This window comes from Pseudomonas sp. KU26590 (assembly GCF_026153515.1).
Taxonomy (GTDB): Bacteria; Pseudomonadota; Gammaproteobacteria; order Pseudomonadales; family Pseudomonadaceae; genus Aquipseudomonas.
Genome location: NZ_CP110644.1, coordinates 241,932 through 258,318 on the forward strand (window position 1 = coordinate 241,932; position 16,387 = coordinate 258,318).

Consider the following 16,387-nt stretch of genomic DNA (forward strand, 5'->3'; position numbering starts at 1 on the left):
CCCATGCTGCTGCGTTTTACCAAGATGCATGGCCTGGGCAATGATTTCATGGTGCTGGACCTTGTCAGCCAACACGCGCACATTTTGCCCAAGCACGCCAAGCAATGGGGCGATCGCCATACCGGTATCGGTTTCGATCAGTTGCTGCTGGTCGAGGCGCCGAACAATCCGGACGTGGACTTCCGCTACCGGATTTTCAATTCCGACGGCTCCGAAGTGGAGCAATGCGGCAATGGTGCGCGCTGCTTCGCCCGCTTCGTGCTGGACAAGCGGCTGACGGCCAAGAAGCAGATTCGCGTCGAGACCAAGGGCGGCATCATCGAGCTGGACATCCGCAACGACGGCCAGATCAGCGTTGATATGGGCGCGCCGCGTCTGGTGCCGGCGGACATCCCGTTCGAGGCGCCAGAGCAGGCCGTCAGTTATTCCCTTGATGTCGATGGCGAGACCGTAGAGCTCGCGGCCGTGTCCATGGGCAACCCCCACGCTGTGCTGCGCGTCTATGACATCAACAACGCGCCCGTTCATGTGCTGGGACCGAAGATCGAACACCATCCGCGCTTTCCGGCTCGGGTGAACGTGGGCTTTCTCCACGTCGTCGACCGCCAGCGCGCGCAACTGCGAGTGTGGGAGCGTGGTGCCGGGGAAACCCAGGCCTGCGGCACCGGTGCCTGCGCGGCAGCGGTCGCGGCCATTACTCAGGGCTGGATGGATTCGCCGATGCTGATCGACCTGCCGGGCGGGCGCCTGTCCATCGAGTGGGCCGGCCCCGGCCATTCCGTGGTGATGACTGGCCCGGCTGTCCGGGTGTATGAAGGCCAAGTACGTCTATGAGTGAGAGTATCCAATGACCGACCAGCCTCAGACTTCAAACGACACGCCCGGCCAGTCCCCTGCCGAGAACGCAGTGCCTGCCCTTGAAGCCGAGGCGGTTGCGGCGTGGCTGCAACAACACCCTGATTTCTTCGCCGAGCACGACGAACTGCTGGCAATGATGCGCGTCCCGCACCAACGGGGCGATACCGTCTCGCTGGTCGAGCGCCAGCTGAAACTGCTGCGCGAGCGCAACATCGAGATGCGCCACCGGCTGTCGCAACTGATGGACGTTGCTCGGGACAACGACCGGCTGTTTGAAAAAACCCGCCGGCTGATTCTCGATCTGATGGACGCGACCAGTCTGGAAGAAATAGTCATCTGCGTGGAAGACAGCCTGCGCCAGGAATTTCAGGTGCCCTTCGTCAGCCTTATCCTTTTCAGCGACAACCCGATGACCGTCGGCCGCTGGGTCAGTGCCGCGGACGCGCAGAAAGCCATCGGCGGGCTGATGTCCGGCGGCAAAACCCTGTGTGGCGCACTGCGTGAGCATGAACTCGAGTTTCTGTTCGGCAGCGAGCAAAGCAAGGAAGTCGGCTCCACGGCCCTTGCCCCCCTCACCCATCAAGGACTGCACGGCGTTCTGGCGATCGGCAGCCGTGATCCGCAGCACTACAAGAGCTCGGTCGGCACGCTGTTTCTCAGTTACATCGCCGACGTCCTCAGCCGCCTGCTGCCACGCTTCACCCATTCGCTGCGGTCGGTTCGCTAGTCATGGAGCGGCAATTGGACGCTTACTGCACGCACCTGCGCAGTGAGCGCCAAGTGTCGAGCCATACGCTTGAAGCCTATCGCCGCGACCTGAACAAGGTTCTGGCGTTCTGCGAAAAGCAGCACATCGACAGCTGGAAAGCGCTGGATATTCGGGCCATGCGCAGCCTTGTCGCTCGCCTTCACCAGCAGGGTCAGTCATCACGCAGCCTCGCCAGGCTGCTGTCGGCCGTTCGCGGCTTCTATCACTATCTCAACCGCGAAGGCCTTTGCGATCACGACCCGGCCAATGGCCTGTCACCGCCCAAGGGCGAGCGACGCTTGCCGAAAACCCTTGATGCCGACCGTGCCCTGCAACTGCTAGAAGGCGGCGTCGAAGACGATTTTCTGGCTCGGCGTGATCAGGCCATCCTCGAGCTGTTCTATTCGTCAGGCCTGCGCCTGTCCGAGCTGACCGGGCTGAACTGTGCAGACCTGGATCTGGCGGACGGACTTGTGCAGGTCCTCGGCAAAGGCAGCAAATCCCGCGTTTTACCGGTTGGCAGAAAGGCCCGGGAAGCGCTGGAGGAATGGCTCAAACAACGGGCGCTGGCCAATCCGCAGGACGATGCGGTGTTTGTCAGCCAGCAAGGCCGCCGTCTGGGGCCGCGCTCGATACAGCTGCGAGTCAAAGCTGCCGGTGAACGCGAGTTGGGCCAGAACCTGCACCCGCACATGCTTCGGCATTCATTCGCCAGCCACTTGCTGGAGTCGTCCCAGGACCTGCGCGCCGTGCAGGAACTGCTGGGCCACGCCGACATCGCCACCACTCAGATCTACACCCATCTGGATTTCCAGCATCTGGCAACGGTGTATGACAGCGCCCATCCACGGGCCAAGCGCAAAGGTAACGCCGATAATGAACATTAAGCTGATCACCTTCGATCTGGACGACACGCTGTGGGAAACCGCACCGGCGATTGTCAGTGCCGAGGCCAAGCTGCGTGAGTGGCTGGCTGCCAACGCGCCAAAACTCGGGCCGGTTCCGGTCGAGCATCTCTGGGAAATCCGCTCGCGACTCATCGAAGAGGATCCCACGTTCAAGCACCGGATCAGTGCGTTGCGCCGCACGGTGCTTTTTCACGCCCTGGAGGATGCCGGCTATGGTCATGCCGAAGCCCATGAGCTGGCGGACCAGAGCTTTGAAGTGTTCCTTCAGGGACGGCACCAGCTGGATATCTTCCCTGAAGTGGTTCCGACACTGGAGATCCTGGCAAAGTCCTACACCTTGGGCGTCGTGACCAACGGCAATGCCGACGTACGCCGCCTGGGCCTGGCCGATCATTTCGCCTTCGCGCTGTGCGCCGAAGATTTGGGCATCGGCAAGCCTGACCCTGCGCCCTTTGTCGAAGCGCTGAAGCGCGGCAATGCCGATGCCAGCCAGGCCGTGCATGTCGGCGACCATCCCGGTGACGACATCGCCGGTGCTCAGCAGGCCGGCATGCGGGCGATCTGGTACAACCCCGGCGGCAAAGTCTGGGAGGCTGAAAAAGCGCCGGATGCCGAGATCAACAGCCTGGCGCAGTTGCCAGAGGTGCTGGCGCGCTGGGATTGATCCGCTTCCTGCGGAGGGAACGCCGCTCCTGCAGCATTGCCCGACGCCAGTGCCTGACCCACTAAACGACCCGAATCGCAGGCAACAAAAAACCCGCAGCGACAGCGGGTTTTTCATCAAGCGAACAGCCAATCCGTTAGATAGGACGGCTGCCGTACTTGTTGTCGGGCTTCTTGGGCGGGTCGGCGACCACATTGGCCTCCACTTCCACGACCTTCCCACCGCGAGAGAGGAATTCTTCCATCGCGCGAGCCAGAGCATCACGCTCTTTATTTTTGGCTTCCACGCTGGGCAATTCGTCAACCGAGACGGCGGCCTTGGCCTTGCCTTTGGCCGGAGTCGCAGAGGCTTCAGCGCTGTCGTCGACCTCCACTGCATCTTCATCGGAAGCCGCAGCGAGGCCCTCGCCGCCCTCCTCGTCTTCCAGCTCGTCTTCCAGACCTTCTTCGATGTCGTCGTCGCTCATGTTCTACCTCATGACTTGCGAAAGCAGATTAGTTATAGCCCAGCCGGGCTTGATTTCTTGGGCAGCCGGAAAAAATTCAACTACCGCGTACCCTTAGCGGTCGTGCCCCTCACCCTGAAGCGTGACGAGCACCTTACTGGCACCGCCAGCATCGCGGTGCTCGCCCAGATAAATACCTTGCCATGTGCCCAACGCCAGCTGTCCATTTGTTACCGGCAATGTCAGCTGGCAGCCAAGTAGACTGGCTTTGAAATGCGCAGGCAGATCATCGGGCCCTTCGTCGTCATGCTCATAGCCGTCGCGCCCCTGAGGCACCAGACGGCTGAAGAAACGCTCGAAGTCGCGACGTACCGCCGGGTCGGCGTTCTCGTTGACGGTCAGCGAGGCCGAGGTGTGTTGCAACCAGATATGCAGCAGGCCGATGCGGCATTCGCGTAATTCGCGAAGGCCCGCGACGATCTCGTCAGTCACCAGATGGAAACCGCGAGGCCTTGCCCGCAGCGTGATCAAGGTCTGTTGCCACATACCGTTCTCCGCCCTTCGGCGCGCATTCTAACGCGCTGGAAAAAAAAACAAAGTGGGTAATGAGCGACGATTTTCACGAGCGCTGAACAAGGGCATTTATGCCCTTACAAGCGTCCAGAATCGTCAGGTTTGTCCGGACATGGCAGCGGATGCTCCTGCCTGGAACCCCTGCCCCCTGTGCCGACATCCCTATCGACAAACGCCAGACAAAAAAATGCCCGGAGACCCGGGCATTTTTTGATGGGTGGATTACAAGTTGTAGCCACGTTCGTTGTGTTGCGCCAGATCCAGGCCGACCGCTTCTTCTTCTTCGGTGACACGCAGGCCCATGACCATGTCGAGCACCTTGAGAATGATGAAGGTCACGATCGCGGTGTAGATGACCGTGAAGCCGACGCCTTTGCACTGAATCCAGACTTGTGCCGCGATGTCGGTCACGGTGCCGAAGCCGCCCAGCGAAGGTGCCGCGAACACGCCGGTCAGGATCGCGCCGAGGATACCGCCGATACCGTGAACGCCGAAGGCATCCAGGGAGTCGTCGTAGCCCAGTTTGCGTTTCAGGCTGGTGGCGCAGAAGAAGCAGACCACGCCTGCCGCCAGACCGATGATCAGGCCGCCCATTGGGCCAACAGTACCGGCAGCCGGCGTAACCGCAACCAGACCGGCAACCACACCCGAGGCGATGCCCAGAGCGCTTGGCTTACCGTGGGTCAGCCACTCGGCGAACATCCAGCCCAGCGCTGCAGCAGCGGTAGCGATCTGGGTGACCAGCATGGCCATACCGGCGGTGCCGTTGGCCGCAGCCGCGGAACCTGCGTTGAAGCCGAACCAGCCCACCCAGAGCATGGCCGCGCCTACCAGGGTGTAACCCAGATTGTGCGGAGCCATCGGAGTGGTCGGGAAACCTTTACGCTTGCCGAGTACCAGGCACGCTACGAGGCCAGCCACACCGGCGTTGATGTGAACAACGGTGCCGCCCGCGAAGTCGAGAACGCCCCAGTCCCACAACAGACCACCGACGCCGCTCCAGACCATGTGCGCGATTGGCGCGTAAACCAGGGTGAACCAGATCGCCATGAAGATCAGCATCGCGGAGAACTTCATGCGTTCTGCGAAAGCGCCGACGATCAGGGCCGGGGTGATGATGGCGAAGGTCATCTGGAAGGTCACGAAGACGGCTTCCGGGAACAGCGCCGCAGGACCAGTAATGCTCGCTGGGGTGATGCCTGCCAGGAACGCCTTCGACAAACCGCCGACGAAGGAGTTGAAGTTGACGACGTTGGCTTCCATCCCGGTGGTGTCGAACGCCATGCTGTAGCCGTAAACGACCCACAGGATGCTGATCAGGCCGGTAATGGCGAAGCACTGCATCATCACGGAAAGAATGTTTTTCGAGCGGACCATGCCGCCGTAGAACAGCGCCAGACCGGGGATGGTCATGAACAGCACCAGCGCGGTGGAGGTCAGCATCCAGGCGGTGTCGCCGGAATTGAGTACAGGGGCTGCCACTTCGTCTGCCGCCATGGCCAAGCCAGGGGTTACGAGGGACAACAGGGCTCCTAGCCCTGCGAATTGACGCAGAGTCATATTGTTTTCTCCTGGGGCGTTGGGGTTTGGCGGCTTAGATTGCGTCGGTATCGGTTTCGCCGGTACGGATGCGGATGGCCTGTTCCAGATTGACCACGAAGATCTTGCCGTCACCGATCTTGCCGGTGTTGGCCGCTTTGGTTATCGCTTCGATAACGCGGTCCAGATCCTTGTCGTCGATCGCAACATCGATCTTCACTTTGGGGAGGAAGTCGACTACATACTCCGCACCGCGATACAGCTCGGTGTGGCCTTTCTGACGGCCGAAGCCTTTGACTTCAGTGACCGTGATGCCCTGCACGCCGATTTCGGACAGCGACTCGCGTACGTCGTCCAGCTTGAACGGCTTGATGATGGCAGTGACTAGCTTCATGAAACTTTCTCCCGAATTGGTGGACTTGCCCCAGGAAAACAAACCCGACTCAAGTCTAAGCGCAGTGCCTGGCTTTGTAACGCGTCGTGGTCCGAATCAGACCTGACCAACTCCAGAAAACCGCTTCTGACGAAACATTCCCCGCTCCGCCTGCCGCACTGCATTCGTCTACAGCGACTGCATCAGTGCATGGGTTACAAGCCACTAAGCAGAAAGCTTGCCATCTCATCGATCGGCGTGAATTTCGGCACTTCTACCGATGATTCATGCTTCAGCGTAGTCGTCGATTGCCATCACCGCACAACAACGGTGCGCGCGCGCCCGGGGCCATGCGCGAAAAGCGTGCAGCGCATACCTAGCTCCAAGCGCCCAAAAGCTGCGTGCTACACTCGTCCCATCTGATTCCGGAATTTCATCATGCTCGCCCCCAAAGCTTTTCTCGATGCCCTGAGCGGTCACGCTTCCCGCCTGTTCAACGGCGAAACCCCGGTTCCCCGCAGCGAATTCGAAACCCAGTTCAAGGCGCTGCTGCAGAGCGGCTTCAGCAAGCTGGACTTGGTCAGCCGGGAAGAATTCGACAGCCAGATGATCGTCCTCGCCCGCACCCGCGCCCGACTTGAGGCACTGGAAGCGAAGATGGCGGAAATGGAAGCGCAGTTGGCCACGCAATCAAAAGCGTCAGGGGCTGAGCAACACGATTGAGCGTTGAACCCTGACGGTGCTCAGGCGCAGTGCGCAATGCGCTGAACCTGGGCCTTGATGGCCTGCCCTCGCTCGATCTCTGCTTTGCGCAGGTCGTAGGTAAGTTGCAAGTTCAGCCAGAACTCCGGAGTGATCTCAAAACCGGGCGCCAGCCGTAACGCCATGTCGGCGCTGTCCTATGAAGGATTTGTTCAGTTACCCACTGACGGGCAGCCTTGAGCAGCGTGCCGAGCATAATAATTATCAAATTCGCCAGCTTCGACGAACTGAAAACCATGACGAGTGTAGAACCGATTTGAAGCGCTTTCCTTCAGAGCCCCAACGTATAACGTCAGTGCCGCCGCATCTGTTTCCGTAAAGATCTGACGAAGGACAATCGAACCTATTCCTGATCCTTGTGCGCCTGGCTTGATGTAGAGGTGATCGAGCAACAGTCCGTCGATACGCGGCTTGACCACGACAAAACCCACCCGCTTTCCGGCAACCAAAACGTGACGAGTAAACTCGGGGGAAAAGCCTTCACGAAAACGCTTTCGGGCGCGCACGGGATCAAATCGACCAATGCGCTCAAGACTCTCACGCATGGCGTCGATCCGGATGGCAACAAGCGCCTCGAAGTCACAGGCTCGGGCCCCGGCGAACGTCACCTTAGTGGCCAACGGCTCGAGAAACTCCTCGCTTGGAATTTCCCCTGGATGCACGGGCCCTTCTCCATTACTGGTCATCACTCCTCCCTCCTTCCATTCATACACATGCCGTAGAACATGCATGGGGGCACGCGTTGGAGCAATGACTATCCTTAAGCTCGCCGCAGGAAGCGGTGCTGCCTTCAAGGAAAGACATGTCCCTCGCGATCGTTCTGAGCCGTGCCCAAGTTGGCGTTGAAGCGCCTGCCGTGACCGTCGAAACCCATCTCGCCAATGGGTTGCCCAGCCTGACGCTGGTGGGTCTGCCGGAAGGTGCGGTGAAGGAAAGCAAGGATCGGGTGCGCAGTGCGATCCTCAACTGTCGGCTGGAATTCCCGGCGCGGCGCATCACCTTGAATCTGGCGCCTGCCGATTTGCCCAAGGACGGCGGACGCTTCGATCTTGCCATCGCGCTTGGCTTGCTGGCCGCCAGCGCGCAGGTGCCGACCCTTGCGCTGGAGGGCATCGAATGCCTGGGGGAGCTGGCGTTGTCGGGAGCGATTCGGCCCGTGCAGGGGGTGCTCCCGGCGGCACTGGCTGCGCGTGAGGCGGGCCACACGCTGATCGTGCCGGCGGTGAATGCCGAGGAAGCGTGTCTGGCGTCAGGCCTGAAGGTGATCGCGGTCAGTCATCTGCTGGAGCTGGTGTCGCACCTGAATGGACACACGGTTATCTCGCCCTATAAATCCAATGGCCTGATCCTGCAGACGCAGCCTTATCCCGACTTGAGTGAGGTGCAAGGCCAGATCGCTGCCAAACGCGCGTTGCTGGTGGCCGCAGCTGGCGCGCATAACCTGCTTTTCAGCGGTCCTCCCGGCACCGGTAAAACGCTGCTCGCGAGCCGTTTGCCCGGGCTATTGCCGCCGCTGGATGAGCTCGAAGCGCTGGAGGTGGCGGCGATTCAGTCGGTCGCCAGTCACGCGCCGCTGACCAGTTGGCCCCAGCGCCCTTTCCGCCAGCCTCATCACTCGGCATCAGGTCCTGCGCTGGTTGGGGGTGGCAGTCGCCCGCAACCTGGAGAAATCACCCTCGCGCACCACGGCGTGCTGTTTCTGGACGAGCTTCCGGAGTTTGATCGACGTGTGCTGGAGGTCCTGCGCGAGCCCCTCGAGTCTGGCCACATCGTGATTTCCCGGGCGCGGGATCGGGTGCGCTTTCCGGCGCGCTTTCAACTGGTCGCGGCGATGAACCCCTGCCCGTGCGGTTATCACGGCGAGCCAACCGGGCGCTGCCGTTGCTCAACCGATCAGATTCAGCGTTACCGCAACAAGCTGTCCGGCCCATTGCTCGACCGGATTGACCTGCACCTGACGGTCGCCCGCGAAACCACGTCTTTAGCGGCCACGCCCGACTGCAAGGGTGAAAGCGCCAGCGCAGCGGAGGTGGTATCCGATGCACGCCAGCGCCAACAACGACGTCAGGGCTGCGCCAATGCATTTCTTGATCTTCCTGCGCTGCGTCAGCACTGCGCGCTGTTGCCGGAAGACGAAGCCTGGCTCGAGAACGCCTGCGAACGCCTGAACTTGTCTCTGCGCGCCGCCCACCGCCTGCTGAAAGTCGCGCGCACGCTGGCTGATCTGGAGAAGGTGGACGCAATCGCCCGATGCCACATTGCTGAGGCTTTGCAGTATCGGCCTTCGTCGAATTAAAGATCTCCGTTGCGCGTATCTCAAATGAGATACATAGTGATCTTTTTCAGGAGTAGTCCTCATGACAACCCAAACTTCAATGCTACATGTGAGGATTGATCAGGCACTTAAAAACCAGGCATCGGAGACCTTGGCCAACTTCGGCCTCACCATTTCCGATGCAGTGCGTATTTTGCTCACTCGGGTAGTCCGCGAAGGTGGTTTACCTGCAGGCCTCGGCGCACACCCGGACGCTTACGATCAATGGTTCAGGGCCAAGGTGCGTGAAGCCATGGAGGACTCGGGGCCGACGCACTCGCACGAGGATGTCATGGCTGCCGCCACCGAATTACTTGATAGGAAGCGCGGTGCTGACAATTGAATGGAGCAAGTATGCCAGGGACGATTTGCTGGCGATCCTTGAATACGTCGCCGGCCATGACGCCAAAGCAGCGTGGCGCTTGAAGGAGGAGATCGATGTTCGCATCGGCCACCTCCCTCGCCATCCAAGGCTTTATAAAGCCGGGCGGGAAGCGGGAACCAGGGAGATCGTAGTGGCTCCGAACTACTTGGTGGTGTATGCCGAAACCCCCACGACCCTTCTCATTCTTCGGGTTTTACATGCCGCACAACAGTGGCCCCCGAATGCCTGATCGGTGCACCCTCAAGCGCCACCAGTCCTCCCGCCTCACCGAAACCGATCGACTTCCTTCTGCAAGTCAGCCGCCACGGCGTTCAGCTCTTGAGCCGTAATCGCCAGGTTGGACACGACTTCGCGTTGCTCGCTGTTCGCCAGGGCGATGCTTTGCAGGTTGGCGCTGAGCAGCGTTGCGGTGTTGCTCTGCTCTTGGGTCGCGGTGGTGATCGACGTGAATTGCTCGCCGGCCGAGCGGCTCTGTTCGTCGATCTGGGCCAGCGCTGCCGCGACTTTGGCGTTGCGCGACAGGCCTTCCTGCATCAGCGCGTTGCCTTGCTGCATGGTGTTGATGGCATTGCTGGTCTCTTGCTGGATGCTGCTGATCATGCCGGAAATTTCATCGGTGGCCTGACGCGTACGTGATGCCAAGCTGCGGACTTCATCTGCTACCACCGCAAAACCTCGGCCTTGCTCCCCGGCGCGTGCGGCTTCGATCGCTGCGTTGAGCGCCAGGAGGTTGGTCTGCTCGGCGATCGAGGTGATGACGCTGACGATCCCGCCGATCTCTTGCGAGCGCTGGCCCAAGGTATCGATCACCGTCGCAGTGCTGCTCAGCGAGCCTGCGATTTGCTCCAGCGAGGCCGACGCCTCCTCCATCGACGTACGGCCGATGCGCGTCTGCTGGGCATTGCCCTGCGCCATGCGCTGTGTGGTGCCCATGTTGTCGGCGATGGTCAGGGCCGTGGCGCTGAACTCCTCCACTGCACCAGCCATACTGGTGATTTCGCCGGATTGCTGCTCCATCCCGTCATAAGCGCCGCCCGACAAGCCGGAAAGTGCGTTCGCACGGCTACTCACTTCCAGCGCGGCCGTGCGGATGTGGGACACCATGGTTTCCAGCGCCTGGCCCATCTTGTTGAAACTGCCTGCCAACTGACCAATTTCATCATGGCTGGAAATGTTCAGACGCACGCTCAGATCACCTGCGCCGAGGGCTTCTGCCTGACTGACCAACGCCGACAGCGGCCGCAGCTTGCTGCGCAACAGCCAGATCGCGGCGCCGACAGCAATCAGCATTGCCAGCAGGCTGCCGATAGCCAGTTGCGTGCCGACGCTCCAGGTCACTGCGCTGATTTCATCCTTGGGCATCGTCGCCAGAACCGTCCACGGGCCGCCGGCAAACTTCTCGCCGACGGTGTAGAAATCTTCACCGGCGTCCTGCCAGAAACGGCCAACGCTCGGCGTCTTGGCGAACTCGGCCAGCGTGGTGCTCGCCTGATCCAGGTCCTTCACGCCCGCAGGCGGCACCAGCCATTTGTTCTGCTCATCGAGCAGGGCCAGCGAGCCGGTGGAACCGATGCGGAAGTTCTTCAGGTTGTCGAACTGCGCCTTCTGCGCGTCGGTGTAGTCGAAGCCAACAAACAGCACGGCGATGACCTTGCCGCTGGCGTCACGCACGGGGCTGTATTGAGTCATGTACAGACGATCAAACAACAGCGCGCGACCGACGTATCCCTGACCGGCGAGGAGCTTTTCATAAGCCGGATGCTTGTGATCCAGCGAGGTCCCGAGGGCCCGCGAGCCGTCCTGCTTGCTCAGGGAAGTGCTGACGCGCACGAAGTCGTCGCCGCTGCGCACGAAGACCGTCGCCACGCCGGCAGTCATGTTTTTGAAGTCGTCGACTTCAGTGAAGTCGTTGTTCAGCGCGTTGCCGTTGAGCAGCAACGCAGGGGTCTGCACGCCCGCGACCGCAACCTGCTGATCGCCCTGCAGGCTCAGGCCGCCCGAAAAGCGCTTCTCGAACAGGCCGCTCAGACGCAGGGTGCTGTCACGCAACGTGCTGTGAAAAGTGTTCAACTGGTCGGCGAGCAAACGAGCTTCGCTGCCCATGTGCTCTTCACGGATGACCAGGTTTGCCGCGTCCAGTGAGCGCAGGGCGAACAGGGTGCTGCCGCTGATGACGACGGCCAGAATAACGGCCAGGGCAATGCCGAGTTGCGAAGCAATTCGGGCGCGAGGCTGAGGCATTGGGGCTCCTTGCCGAACGACTGGGCCGTCCTGGATCTCAGGACACCATTCGGACGAATTTTAATAGAGGGAATCGATGAACCGATTGAGGTGAAACGGCTCTGCAATACCAATTCGGCCGGCAAACGAAAAACTTAAGTCCTACGCCGTTTCAGGACGGAATTAATTCTCTTTTTGGCGGTCTCGCGTCCTCCTTCGGTGATGCAGCGTTCTACGGCTCACTCCAGAATCGTCACGTCCGGCAATTCCATCGCCTGCACTTCGCCCTGCAAAAAGTCGCTCAGCCGGCGCATACGCTCGCCGCCCGGACGGGTCTTGGGCCAGACGAGGTAGTAGTTTTCGCCACTGACCACCGCCGTGCGCCACGGCAGGCTGAGTCGGCCCTGAGCGACGTCCTCGGCCACCATCAGCAGATCGCCCATGGAAACGCCGTAACCCCGGGCCGCAGCGATCATGCCCAGCTCCAGCGTGTCGAAGACCTGCCCGCCCTTGAGCGAGACCCGATCAGACAAGTCCATGCGCTCCAGCCATCGGCGCCAGTCGCGACGGTCGGGCGTGGGGTGCAACAGTTCGGCGCCGGCCAGGCGCTCGGCATCCCACGGCGCGTCATCCAGCAGCGTCGGCGCGCCCACGGGAATCAGCCATTCCGGGAACAAGTACGTCGCCTCCCACTCCGGCGGAAAGTGCCCATGGCTGAGCAGCACCGCGCAATCGAACGGCTCCTGGGTGAAGTCCACGCTGTCGATGTCCATCCACGCACTGGTCAGTTGCACCTCGTTGCCCACCTGCAGGTGGCGAAAACGACTCAGCCGCGCCAGCAACCAGCGCATGGTCAGGGTCGAAGGGGCCTTCATGCGCAAGATGCCCTCCTCCGCCATCAACGCGCTGCACGCTCGCTCCAGGGCTGAAAAGCCTTCACGCACGCCCGGCAGTAATTCCCGCGCGGCCTCGGTGAGCTGCAGATTGCGACCGTTGCGGCGAAACAGACGGCAGGCAAAATGCTCTTCCAGCGTGCGGATATGCCGACTGACCGCGCTTTGGGTGATCGACAGCTCTTCAGCGGCGCGCGTGAACGAGCTGTGTCGCGCAGCGGCTTCGAACGCGCGCAGGGCATACAGAGGCGGAAGCGTGCGAGACATCGGCGGGAATTCCTCAAGCAGTCGGACAACTGCCGTCACTCTACTTCAGAAACCCCAGAATGAGTTTTACTCATGCCAATGATCGGATTTATCCCTTTGTGCATCCCCGCCTGAATCCCCACAATGACCGGCCTGCCAACACCCGAAAACCCGAGCGCAAAGACCATGCACCAGTACGCCTTCAAAGAACTGTGGATCATCCTGCGTCTGGCCGCGCCGCTGATAGCTTCGCAGATGGCGCACATGCTGATGGTGTTCACCGACACCGTGATGATGGGCAAGCTGGGACCGGAATCCCTCGCCGGTGGCGGGCTGGGCGCGGCGAGCTACAACTTCGTGTCGTTCTTCTGCGTCGGTGTCATGGCAGCGGTCGGTACATTGGTCGCGATCCGCAAGGGCGCGAATGATCACGCTGGCGTCACCCGTCTGACCCAGGCCGGTTTGTGGCTGGCATGGGGCATGGCGCTGATTGCCGCGCTGATCCTGTGGAACCTGGAGCCAATCCTTCTGCAATTCGGGCAGGACGAAGCCAACGTGCACATGGCCAGTGAATTCCTGATCACCCTGCCATTGGCGCTGCCCGGCCTGTTGAGCTTCATGGCACTGCGCGGATTCACCAGCGCATTGGGGCGTGCGACCCCGGTAATGGTGATCAGCCTGGTCGGAGTGGCGCTGAACTTCGGACTCAATTATGCGTTTATCCACGGGCTGTTCGGCCTGCCGCACTGGGGCCTGATGGGGATTGGTCTGGTCACGGCCATTGTTACCAATGCCATGGCCTTTGCCCTGGCCCTGCACATTCGTTATCACAGCGCCTACGCGGCGTATCCCCTTCACAAAGAACTGATGAAGCTCTCGCGCAGTTGCCTGAAAGAGCTGTGGCGTCTGGGCCTGCCCATTGGCGGCACGTATGCGGTGGAAGTCGGGCTGTTCACCTTTGCGGCGTTCTGCATGGGCGCCATGGGCAGCACCCAGATGGCCGCGCATCAGATCGCCCTGCAATCGGTGTCGATGGCGTTCATGGTGCCGGTCGGGATTTCCTACGCAGTGACCATGCGAATCGGTTTGCATTACGGGGCCGGCAACCTGCTGCTGGCGCGCACCGCCGGACGCATGGGGATTGGTTTCGGCGGACTGCTGATGCTGTCGTTCGGCATTCTGTTCTGGGTCGCGCCCCACGCCGTCATCGGCCTGTTCGTGGACGTCAACGATCCGAAATACCAAGGCGTCGTCGAGCTGGCGGTGAAGCTGCTGGCCATCGCCGCCTGGTTCGAGATTCTCGATGGCACGCAGACCATCGCCATGGGTGCGATTCGGGGATTCAAGGACGCGAAAACCACGTTCCTGATCGGCTTGGCGAGTTACTGGGTGGTCGGCGCGCCCTTGGCGTGGGGCCTCGGGTTTCTGGCGAACCAGGGGGCGGTAGGCGTCTGGTGGGGATTGGCGATCGGCCTGCTCTGCTCAGCGGTGGCACTGACCTGGGCGTTCGAGCGCAAGACTGCGCGGCTGTTACGCAAAGAGGCGACGGGCGTTGTGGTGATGGGATAGGCAGTGATGGCGTTGGTCAAATGGTAGGAGCGTGGCTTGTCCCGCGATCTGCCGCGCAGCGGCAGCAAACAAGCGAACGCGGTGCATCAGGACAAACGGAGTCGTCAGATTTACGACTGCTGCGCAGCCGATCGCGGGACAAGCCACGCTCCTACGGGTTTTGCACTACCACTCTTTAAATCCCCTGCAATCCCTTTCTCTGCACCTGATCCATCGCCAGATAATTCATCAGCTCCGGCAGCGCCAGCGGGTGGCTGATGAGAAAGCCCTGAGCCTGATCGCAGTTGAAGCTGCGCAGCAAAGCCAGTTGCTCGGGGGTTTCGACGCCTTCGGCCACCACTTCGAGGCTGAGGTTGTGGGCCAGGTTGATCATCGCGTGGACCAGCTTGCGGTTTTCCTCGCGCTGCTCCATTTCACCGACAAAGCTCTTGTCGATCTTCAGCAGCGTGATGGGCAGGCTGTTGAGGTGCACGAAAGATGAAAAACCGGTGCCGAAATCATCCAGCGAGAAGCGCACACCCAGCCGGCCCAGGGCGTCCATGGTCTGCTTGACCAGATCACTGCGGCGCATGACGGCTGTTTCGGTCAGTTCAAATTCCAGCCACTGCGCGTCAATGCCGCGATCGGCGATCAAGCGGCTGAGCGTTGCGAGCAACTGGTTGTCCTGGAATTGACGGAATGAAAGGTTGATCGCCATGTGCAGCGGTGGCACGCCTTTCTCGCGCAGCGTCTGCATGTCACGAAGGGCCCGGGCAATAACCCAATAACCCAGCGGCACGATCAGCCCGCTTTGCTCGGCCAGCGGCACGAACTCACTCGGCGGCAACAGCCCGCGCTCGGCGTGACGCCAGCGCACCAGTGCTTCCAGCCCCAGAATGTGCCCGGTGTTCAGACACAGGCGCGGCTGGTAATGCAGCTCAAACTCGTCGCGACGCAAGGCCCTGCGCAATTCACTTTCCAGGTCGGCGAGGCTGCGGGCGTTGCGGTTGATGCGTTCGTTGAAGACGTGAAAGGTACAGCCATGGGTGCCCTTGGCCTGTTGCATGGCGATGTGTGCATGCCACATCAACGGATCGGCGCCGCCGTTGAGGCGCGCATAGGCGATGCCCAGACTGCACCCGATCAACAGGCTTTCACCATCGATCCAATACGGCTCGGACAAGGCTTCGGTGATGCGCTCGGCAATGGACTCTGCGCGTTCAGGGGCGCGTCGAGTGTCGATCAGCAGGGCGAATTCATCGCTGCCCAATCGCGCCAGTTGATCGCACGCCTCCAGTTGACCTCTCAGCCGGGCGACCACTTGCAGAATCAGTCGATCGCCCGCCTGATGACCCAGCGCGTCGTTGGCGCGCCGGAAGTTGTCCAGATCCAGATGCCCAAGCGCCAGGCCACGACCATCGAACTCGGCCAGCCGGGCGGCCAACAGCGTCTGAAAGCCCTGTCGATTGGCGATGCCGGTGAGAGGATCCTGCTCGGCGAGGCGATTGAGCGTGGTTTCCAGCACGCCCCGTTCGCGCACATGACGTAGACAGCGGCGCAAGGCTTGCGGGGTAAGGGCGTCGCGCACCAGCCAATCGCTGACGCCGACAGGCTCTTCGTCCGGCTCTGTCTCGAAAAGCAATACGGTGGGCCAGCGGCATTGGCCGGCGGCGGGCTGAAGGGCTTCGGTGGTGAAAAGGATTCCGGGGACGGCGAGGTCTATTTGATCGCCAGCGGCAGCCCAGCTGGGCGCGCAGTCAAGGACGGCGGCGTCTCCGATCGGTGCCAGGCACTCGCGCAACGATGCCGGCCATTCGGGCGAGTCCGCCAGAAGCAGCAAACGCAAGGGTTCGACAGGCGTAGACAAGCTAACTCCCCACACAAACGTAAAGACCTTGGCGCACCCCCGAA

At 61.2% G+C, this 16,387-nt stretch carries 17 protein-coding genes and 1 pseudogene; 9 read left to right on the plus strand and 9 right to left on the minus strand.

All coding sequences use genetic code 11. The features are described from left to right. Positions 1-3: 3 nt before the first annotated feature. The 4 genes from dapF to OKW98_RS01140 are packed head-to-tail and all read left to right on the plus strand — an operon-like array spanning position 4 to position 3,178. Positions 4-834: a diaminopimelate epimerase gene (gene dapF, locus OKW98_RS01125; RefSeq protein ID WP_265387630.1), complete on the plus strand. Its 831-nt coding sequence runs from the start codon at positions 4-6 to the stop codon at positions 832-834. Positions 835-847: 13 nt separating this feature from the next. Beyond that, positions 848-1,585, plus strand: coding sequence for a DUF484 family protein (locus tag OKW98_RS01130; protein ID WP_265387631.1), 738 nt, complete (start codon positions 848-850; stop codon positions 1,583-1,585). Positions 1,586-1,587: 2 nt separating this feature from the next. Next, positions 1,588-2,493 (plus strand): tyrosine recombinase XerC, encoded by a 906-nt coding sequence (gene xerC, locus OKW98_RS01135; RefSeq protein WP_265387632.1) that lies wholly within the window; start codon positions 1,588-1,590, stop codon positions 2,491-2,493. After that, complete coding sequence (locus OKW98_RS01140; RefSeq protein ID WP_265387633.1) at positions 2,483-3,178, plus strand: HAD family hydrolase; 696 nt, start codon at positions 2,483-2,485, stop codon at positions 3,176-3,178. The genes xerC and OKW98_RS01140 overlap by 11 nt, the downstream gene beginning before the upstream one ends. 136 nt (positions 3,179-3,314) lie before the next feature. On the opposite strand, the gene OKW98_RS01145 is transcribed toward OKW98_RS01140, so the two are convergent. The 4 genes from OKW98_RS01145 to glnK all read right to left on the minus strand — a co-directional run bounded on the left by OKW98_RS01145 (position 3,315) and on the right by glnK (position 6,129). Beyond that, entirely contained in the window at positions 3,315-3,644 is a 330-nt protein-coding gene (locus tag OKW98_RS01145) for a hypothetical protein (RefSeq protein WP_265387634.1), read from the minus strand. Between the two features lie 93 nt (positions 3,645-3,737). Then, positions 3,738-4,169, minus strand: coding sequence for a secondary thiamine-phosphate synthase enzyme YjbQ (locus tag OKW98_RS01150; RefSeq protein ID WP_265387635.1), 432 nt, complete (start codon positions 4,167-4,169; stop codon positions 3,738-3,740). 249 nt (positions 4,170-4,418) lie between these two features. Beyond that, complete coding sequence (locus tag OKW98_RS01155; protein ID WP_037016614.1) at positions 4,419-5,756, minus strand: ammonium transporter; 1,338 nt, start codon at positions 5,754-5,756, stop codon at positions 4,419-4,421. 34 nt (positions 5,757-5,790) lie between these two features. Beyond that, complete coding sequence (gene glnK, locus OKW98_RS01160) at positions 5,791-6,129, minus strand: P-II family nitrogen regulator (RefSeq protein WP_002555808.1); 339 nt, start codon at positions 6,127-6,129, stop codon at positions 5,791-5,793. Positions 6,130-6,546: 417 nt separating this feature from the next. Here glnK and OKW98_RS01165 point away from each other — a divergent pair, with 417 nt between their 5' ends. Beyond that, positions 6,547-6,831, plus strand: a complete 285-nt coding sequence (locus OKW98_RS01165) for an accessory factor UbiK family protein (RefSeq protein ID WP_265387636.1) — start codon at positions 6,547-6,549, stop codon at positions 6,829-6,831. A 20-nt stretch (positions 6,832-6,851) separates the two neighbouring features. On the opposite strand, the pseudogene OKW98_RS01170 reads toward OKW98_RS01165, so the two are convergent. Then, positions 6,852-7,004 (minus strand): annotated as a pseudogene (locus tag OKW98_RS01170) (helix-turn-helix transcriptional regulator); the annotation flags it as partial. A gap of 18 nt (positions 7,005-7,022) precedes the next feature. Continuing rightward, positions 7,023-7,556 carry a GNAT family N-acetyltransferase gene (locus OKW98_RS01175; RefSeq protein ID WP_265387637.1) on the minus strand — a complete coding sequence of 178 codons (534 nt, stop codon included), beginning with the start codon at positions 7,554-7,556 and terminating at the stop codon, positions 7,023-7,025. 116 nt (positions 7,557-7,672) lie between these two features. Here OKW98_RS01175 and OKW98_RS01180 point away from each other — a divergent pair, with 116 nt between their 5' ends. The 3 genes from OKW98_RS01180 (at position 7,673) to OKW98_RS01190 (ending at position 9,798) form a co-directional block, all read left to right on the plus strand. Further along, complete coding sequence (locus OKW98_RS01180; RefSeq protein WP_265387638.1) at positions 7,673-9,166, plus strand: YifB family Mg chelatase-like AAA ATPase; 1,494 nt, start codon at positions 7,673-7,675, stop codon at positions 9,164-9,166. 61 nt (positions 9,167-9,227) lie between these two features. Next, positions 9,228-9,527, plus strand: coding sequence for a type II toxin-antitoxin system RelB/DinJ family antitoxin (locus OKW98_RS01185; RefSeq protein WP_265387639.1), 300 nt, complete (start codon positions 9,228-9,230; stop codon positions 9,525-9,527). After that, the gene (locus OKW98_RS01190; RefSeq protein WP_265387640.1) at positions 9,514-9,798 is read left to right on the plus strand and encodes a type II toxin-antitoxin system RelE/ParE family toxin; all 285 of its coding nucleotides are present in this window, start codon (positions 9,514-9,516) and stop codon (positions 9,796-9,798) included. Before OKW98_RS01185 ends, OKW98_RS01190 begins: the two co-directional genes overlap by 14 nt. 35 nt (positions 9,799-9,833) lie before the next feature. Here the strand turns inward: OKW98_RS01190 and OKW98_RS01195 are convergent, their stop codons facing one another. Further along, positions 9,834-11,810: a methyl-accepting chemotaxis protein gene (locus tag OKW98_RS01195; RefSeq protein ID WP_265387641.1), complete on the minus strand. Its 1,977-nt coding sequence runs from the start codon at positions 11,808-11,810 to the stop codon at positions 9,834-9,836. A 218-nt stretch (positions 11,811-12,028) separates the two neighbouring features. Next, positions 12,029-12,949, minus strand: coding sequence for a LysR substrate-binding domain-containing protein (locus tag OKW98_RS01200; RefSeq protein ID WP_133773820.1), 921 nt, complete (start codon positions 12,947-12,949; stop codon positions 12,029-12,031). A gap of 165 nt (positions 12,950-13,114) precedes the next feature. Between OKW98_RS01200 and OKW98_RS01205 the strand changes: the two genes are divergently transcribed. Continuing rightward, positions 13,115-14,497, plus strand: coding sequence for a NorM family multidrug efflux MATE transporter (locus OKW98_RS01205; protein ID WP_265389619.1), 1,383 nt, complete (start codon positions 13,115-13,117; stop codon positions 14,495-14,497). Positions 14,498-14,672: 175 nt separating this feature from the next. Here the strand turns inward: OKW98_RS01205 and OKW98_RS01210 are convergent, their stop codons facing one another. Further along, positions 14,673-16,343, minus strand: a complete 1,671-nt coding sequence (locus tag OKW98_RS01210; RefSeq protein WP_265387642.1) for a putative bifunctional diguanylate cyclase/phosphodiesterase — start codon at positions 16,341-16,343, stop codon at positions 14,673-14,675. Positions 16,344-16,387 lie beyond the last annotated feature (44 nt).

What these genes read in the sequence shown, in the direction of transcription:
- OKW98_RS01145 (WP_265387634.1), bottom strand. Translation starts at nt 3,644, where the DNA reads ATGAGCGACGACGACATCGAAGAAGGTCTGGAAGACGAGCTGGAAGAC.
- OKW98_RS01205 (WP_265389619.1), top strand. Translation starts at nt 13,115, where the DNA reads ATGCACCAGTACGCCTTCAAAGAACTGTGGATCATCCTGCGTCTGGCC.
- glnK (WP_002555808.1), bottom strand. Translation starts at nt 6,129, where the DNA reads ATGAAGCTAGTCACTGCCATCATCAAGCCGTTCAAGCTGGACGACGTA.
- OKW98_RS01150 (WP_265387635.1), bottom strand. Translation starts at nt 4,169, where the DNA reads ATGTGGCAACAGACCTTGATCACGCTGCGGGCAAGGCCTCGCGGTTTC.
- OKW98_RS01185 (WP_265387639.1), top strand. Translation starts at nt 9,228, where the DNA reads ATGACAACCCAAACTTCAATGCTACATGTGAGGATTGATCAGGCACTT.
- OKW98_RS01140 (WP_265387633.1), top strand. Translation starts at nt 2,483, where the DNA reads ATGAACATTAAGCTGATCACCTTCGATCTGGACGACACGCTGTGGGAA.
- OKW98_RS01130 (WP_265387631.1), top strand. Translation starts at nt 848, where the DNA reads ATGACCGACCAGCCTCAGACTTCAAACGACACGCCCGGCCAGTCCCCT.
- OKW98_RS01180 (WP_265387638.1), top strand. Translation starts at nt 7,673, where the DNA reads ATGTCCCTCGCGATCGTTCTGAGCCGTGCCCAAGTTGGCGTTGAAGCG.
- xerC (WP_265387632.1), top strand. Translation starts at nt 1,588, where the DNA reads ATGGAGCGGCAATTGGACGCTTACTGCACGCACCTGCGCAGTGAGCGC.
- OKW98_RS01175 (WP_265387637.1), bottom strand. Translation starts at nt 7,556, where the DNA reads ATGACCAGTAATGGAGAAGGGCCCGTGCATCCAGGGGAAATTCCAAGC.
- OKW98_RS01165 (WP_265387636.1), top strand. Translation starts at nt 6,547, where the DNA reads ATGCTCGCCCCCAAAGCTTTTCTCGATGCCCTGAGCGGTCACGCTTCC.
- OKW98_RS01155 (WP_037016614.1), bottom strand. Translation starts at nt 5,756, where the DNA reads ATGACTCTGCGTCAATTCGCAGGGCTAGGAGCCCTGTTGTCCCTCGTA.
- dapF (WP_265387630.1), top strand. Translation starts at nt 4, where the DNA reads ATGCTGCTGCGTTTTACCAAGATGCATGGCCTGGGCAATGATTTCATG.
- OKW98_RS01195 (WP_265387641.1), bottom strand. Translation starts at nt 11,810, where the DNA reads ATGCCTCAGCCTCGCGCCCGAATTGCTTCGCAACTCGGCATTGCCCTG.
- OKW98_RS01200 (WP_133773820.1), bottom strand. Translation starts at nt 12,949, where the DNA reads ATGTCTCGCACGCTTCCGCCTCTGTATGCCCTGCGCGCGTTCGAAGCC.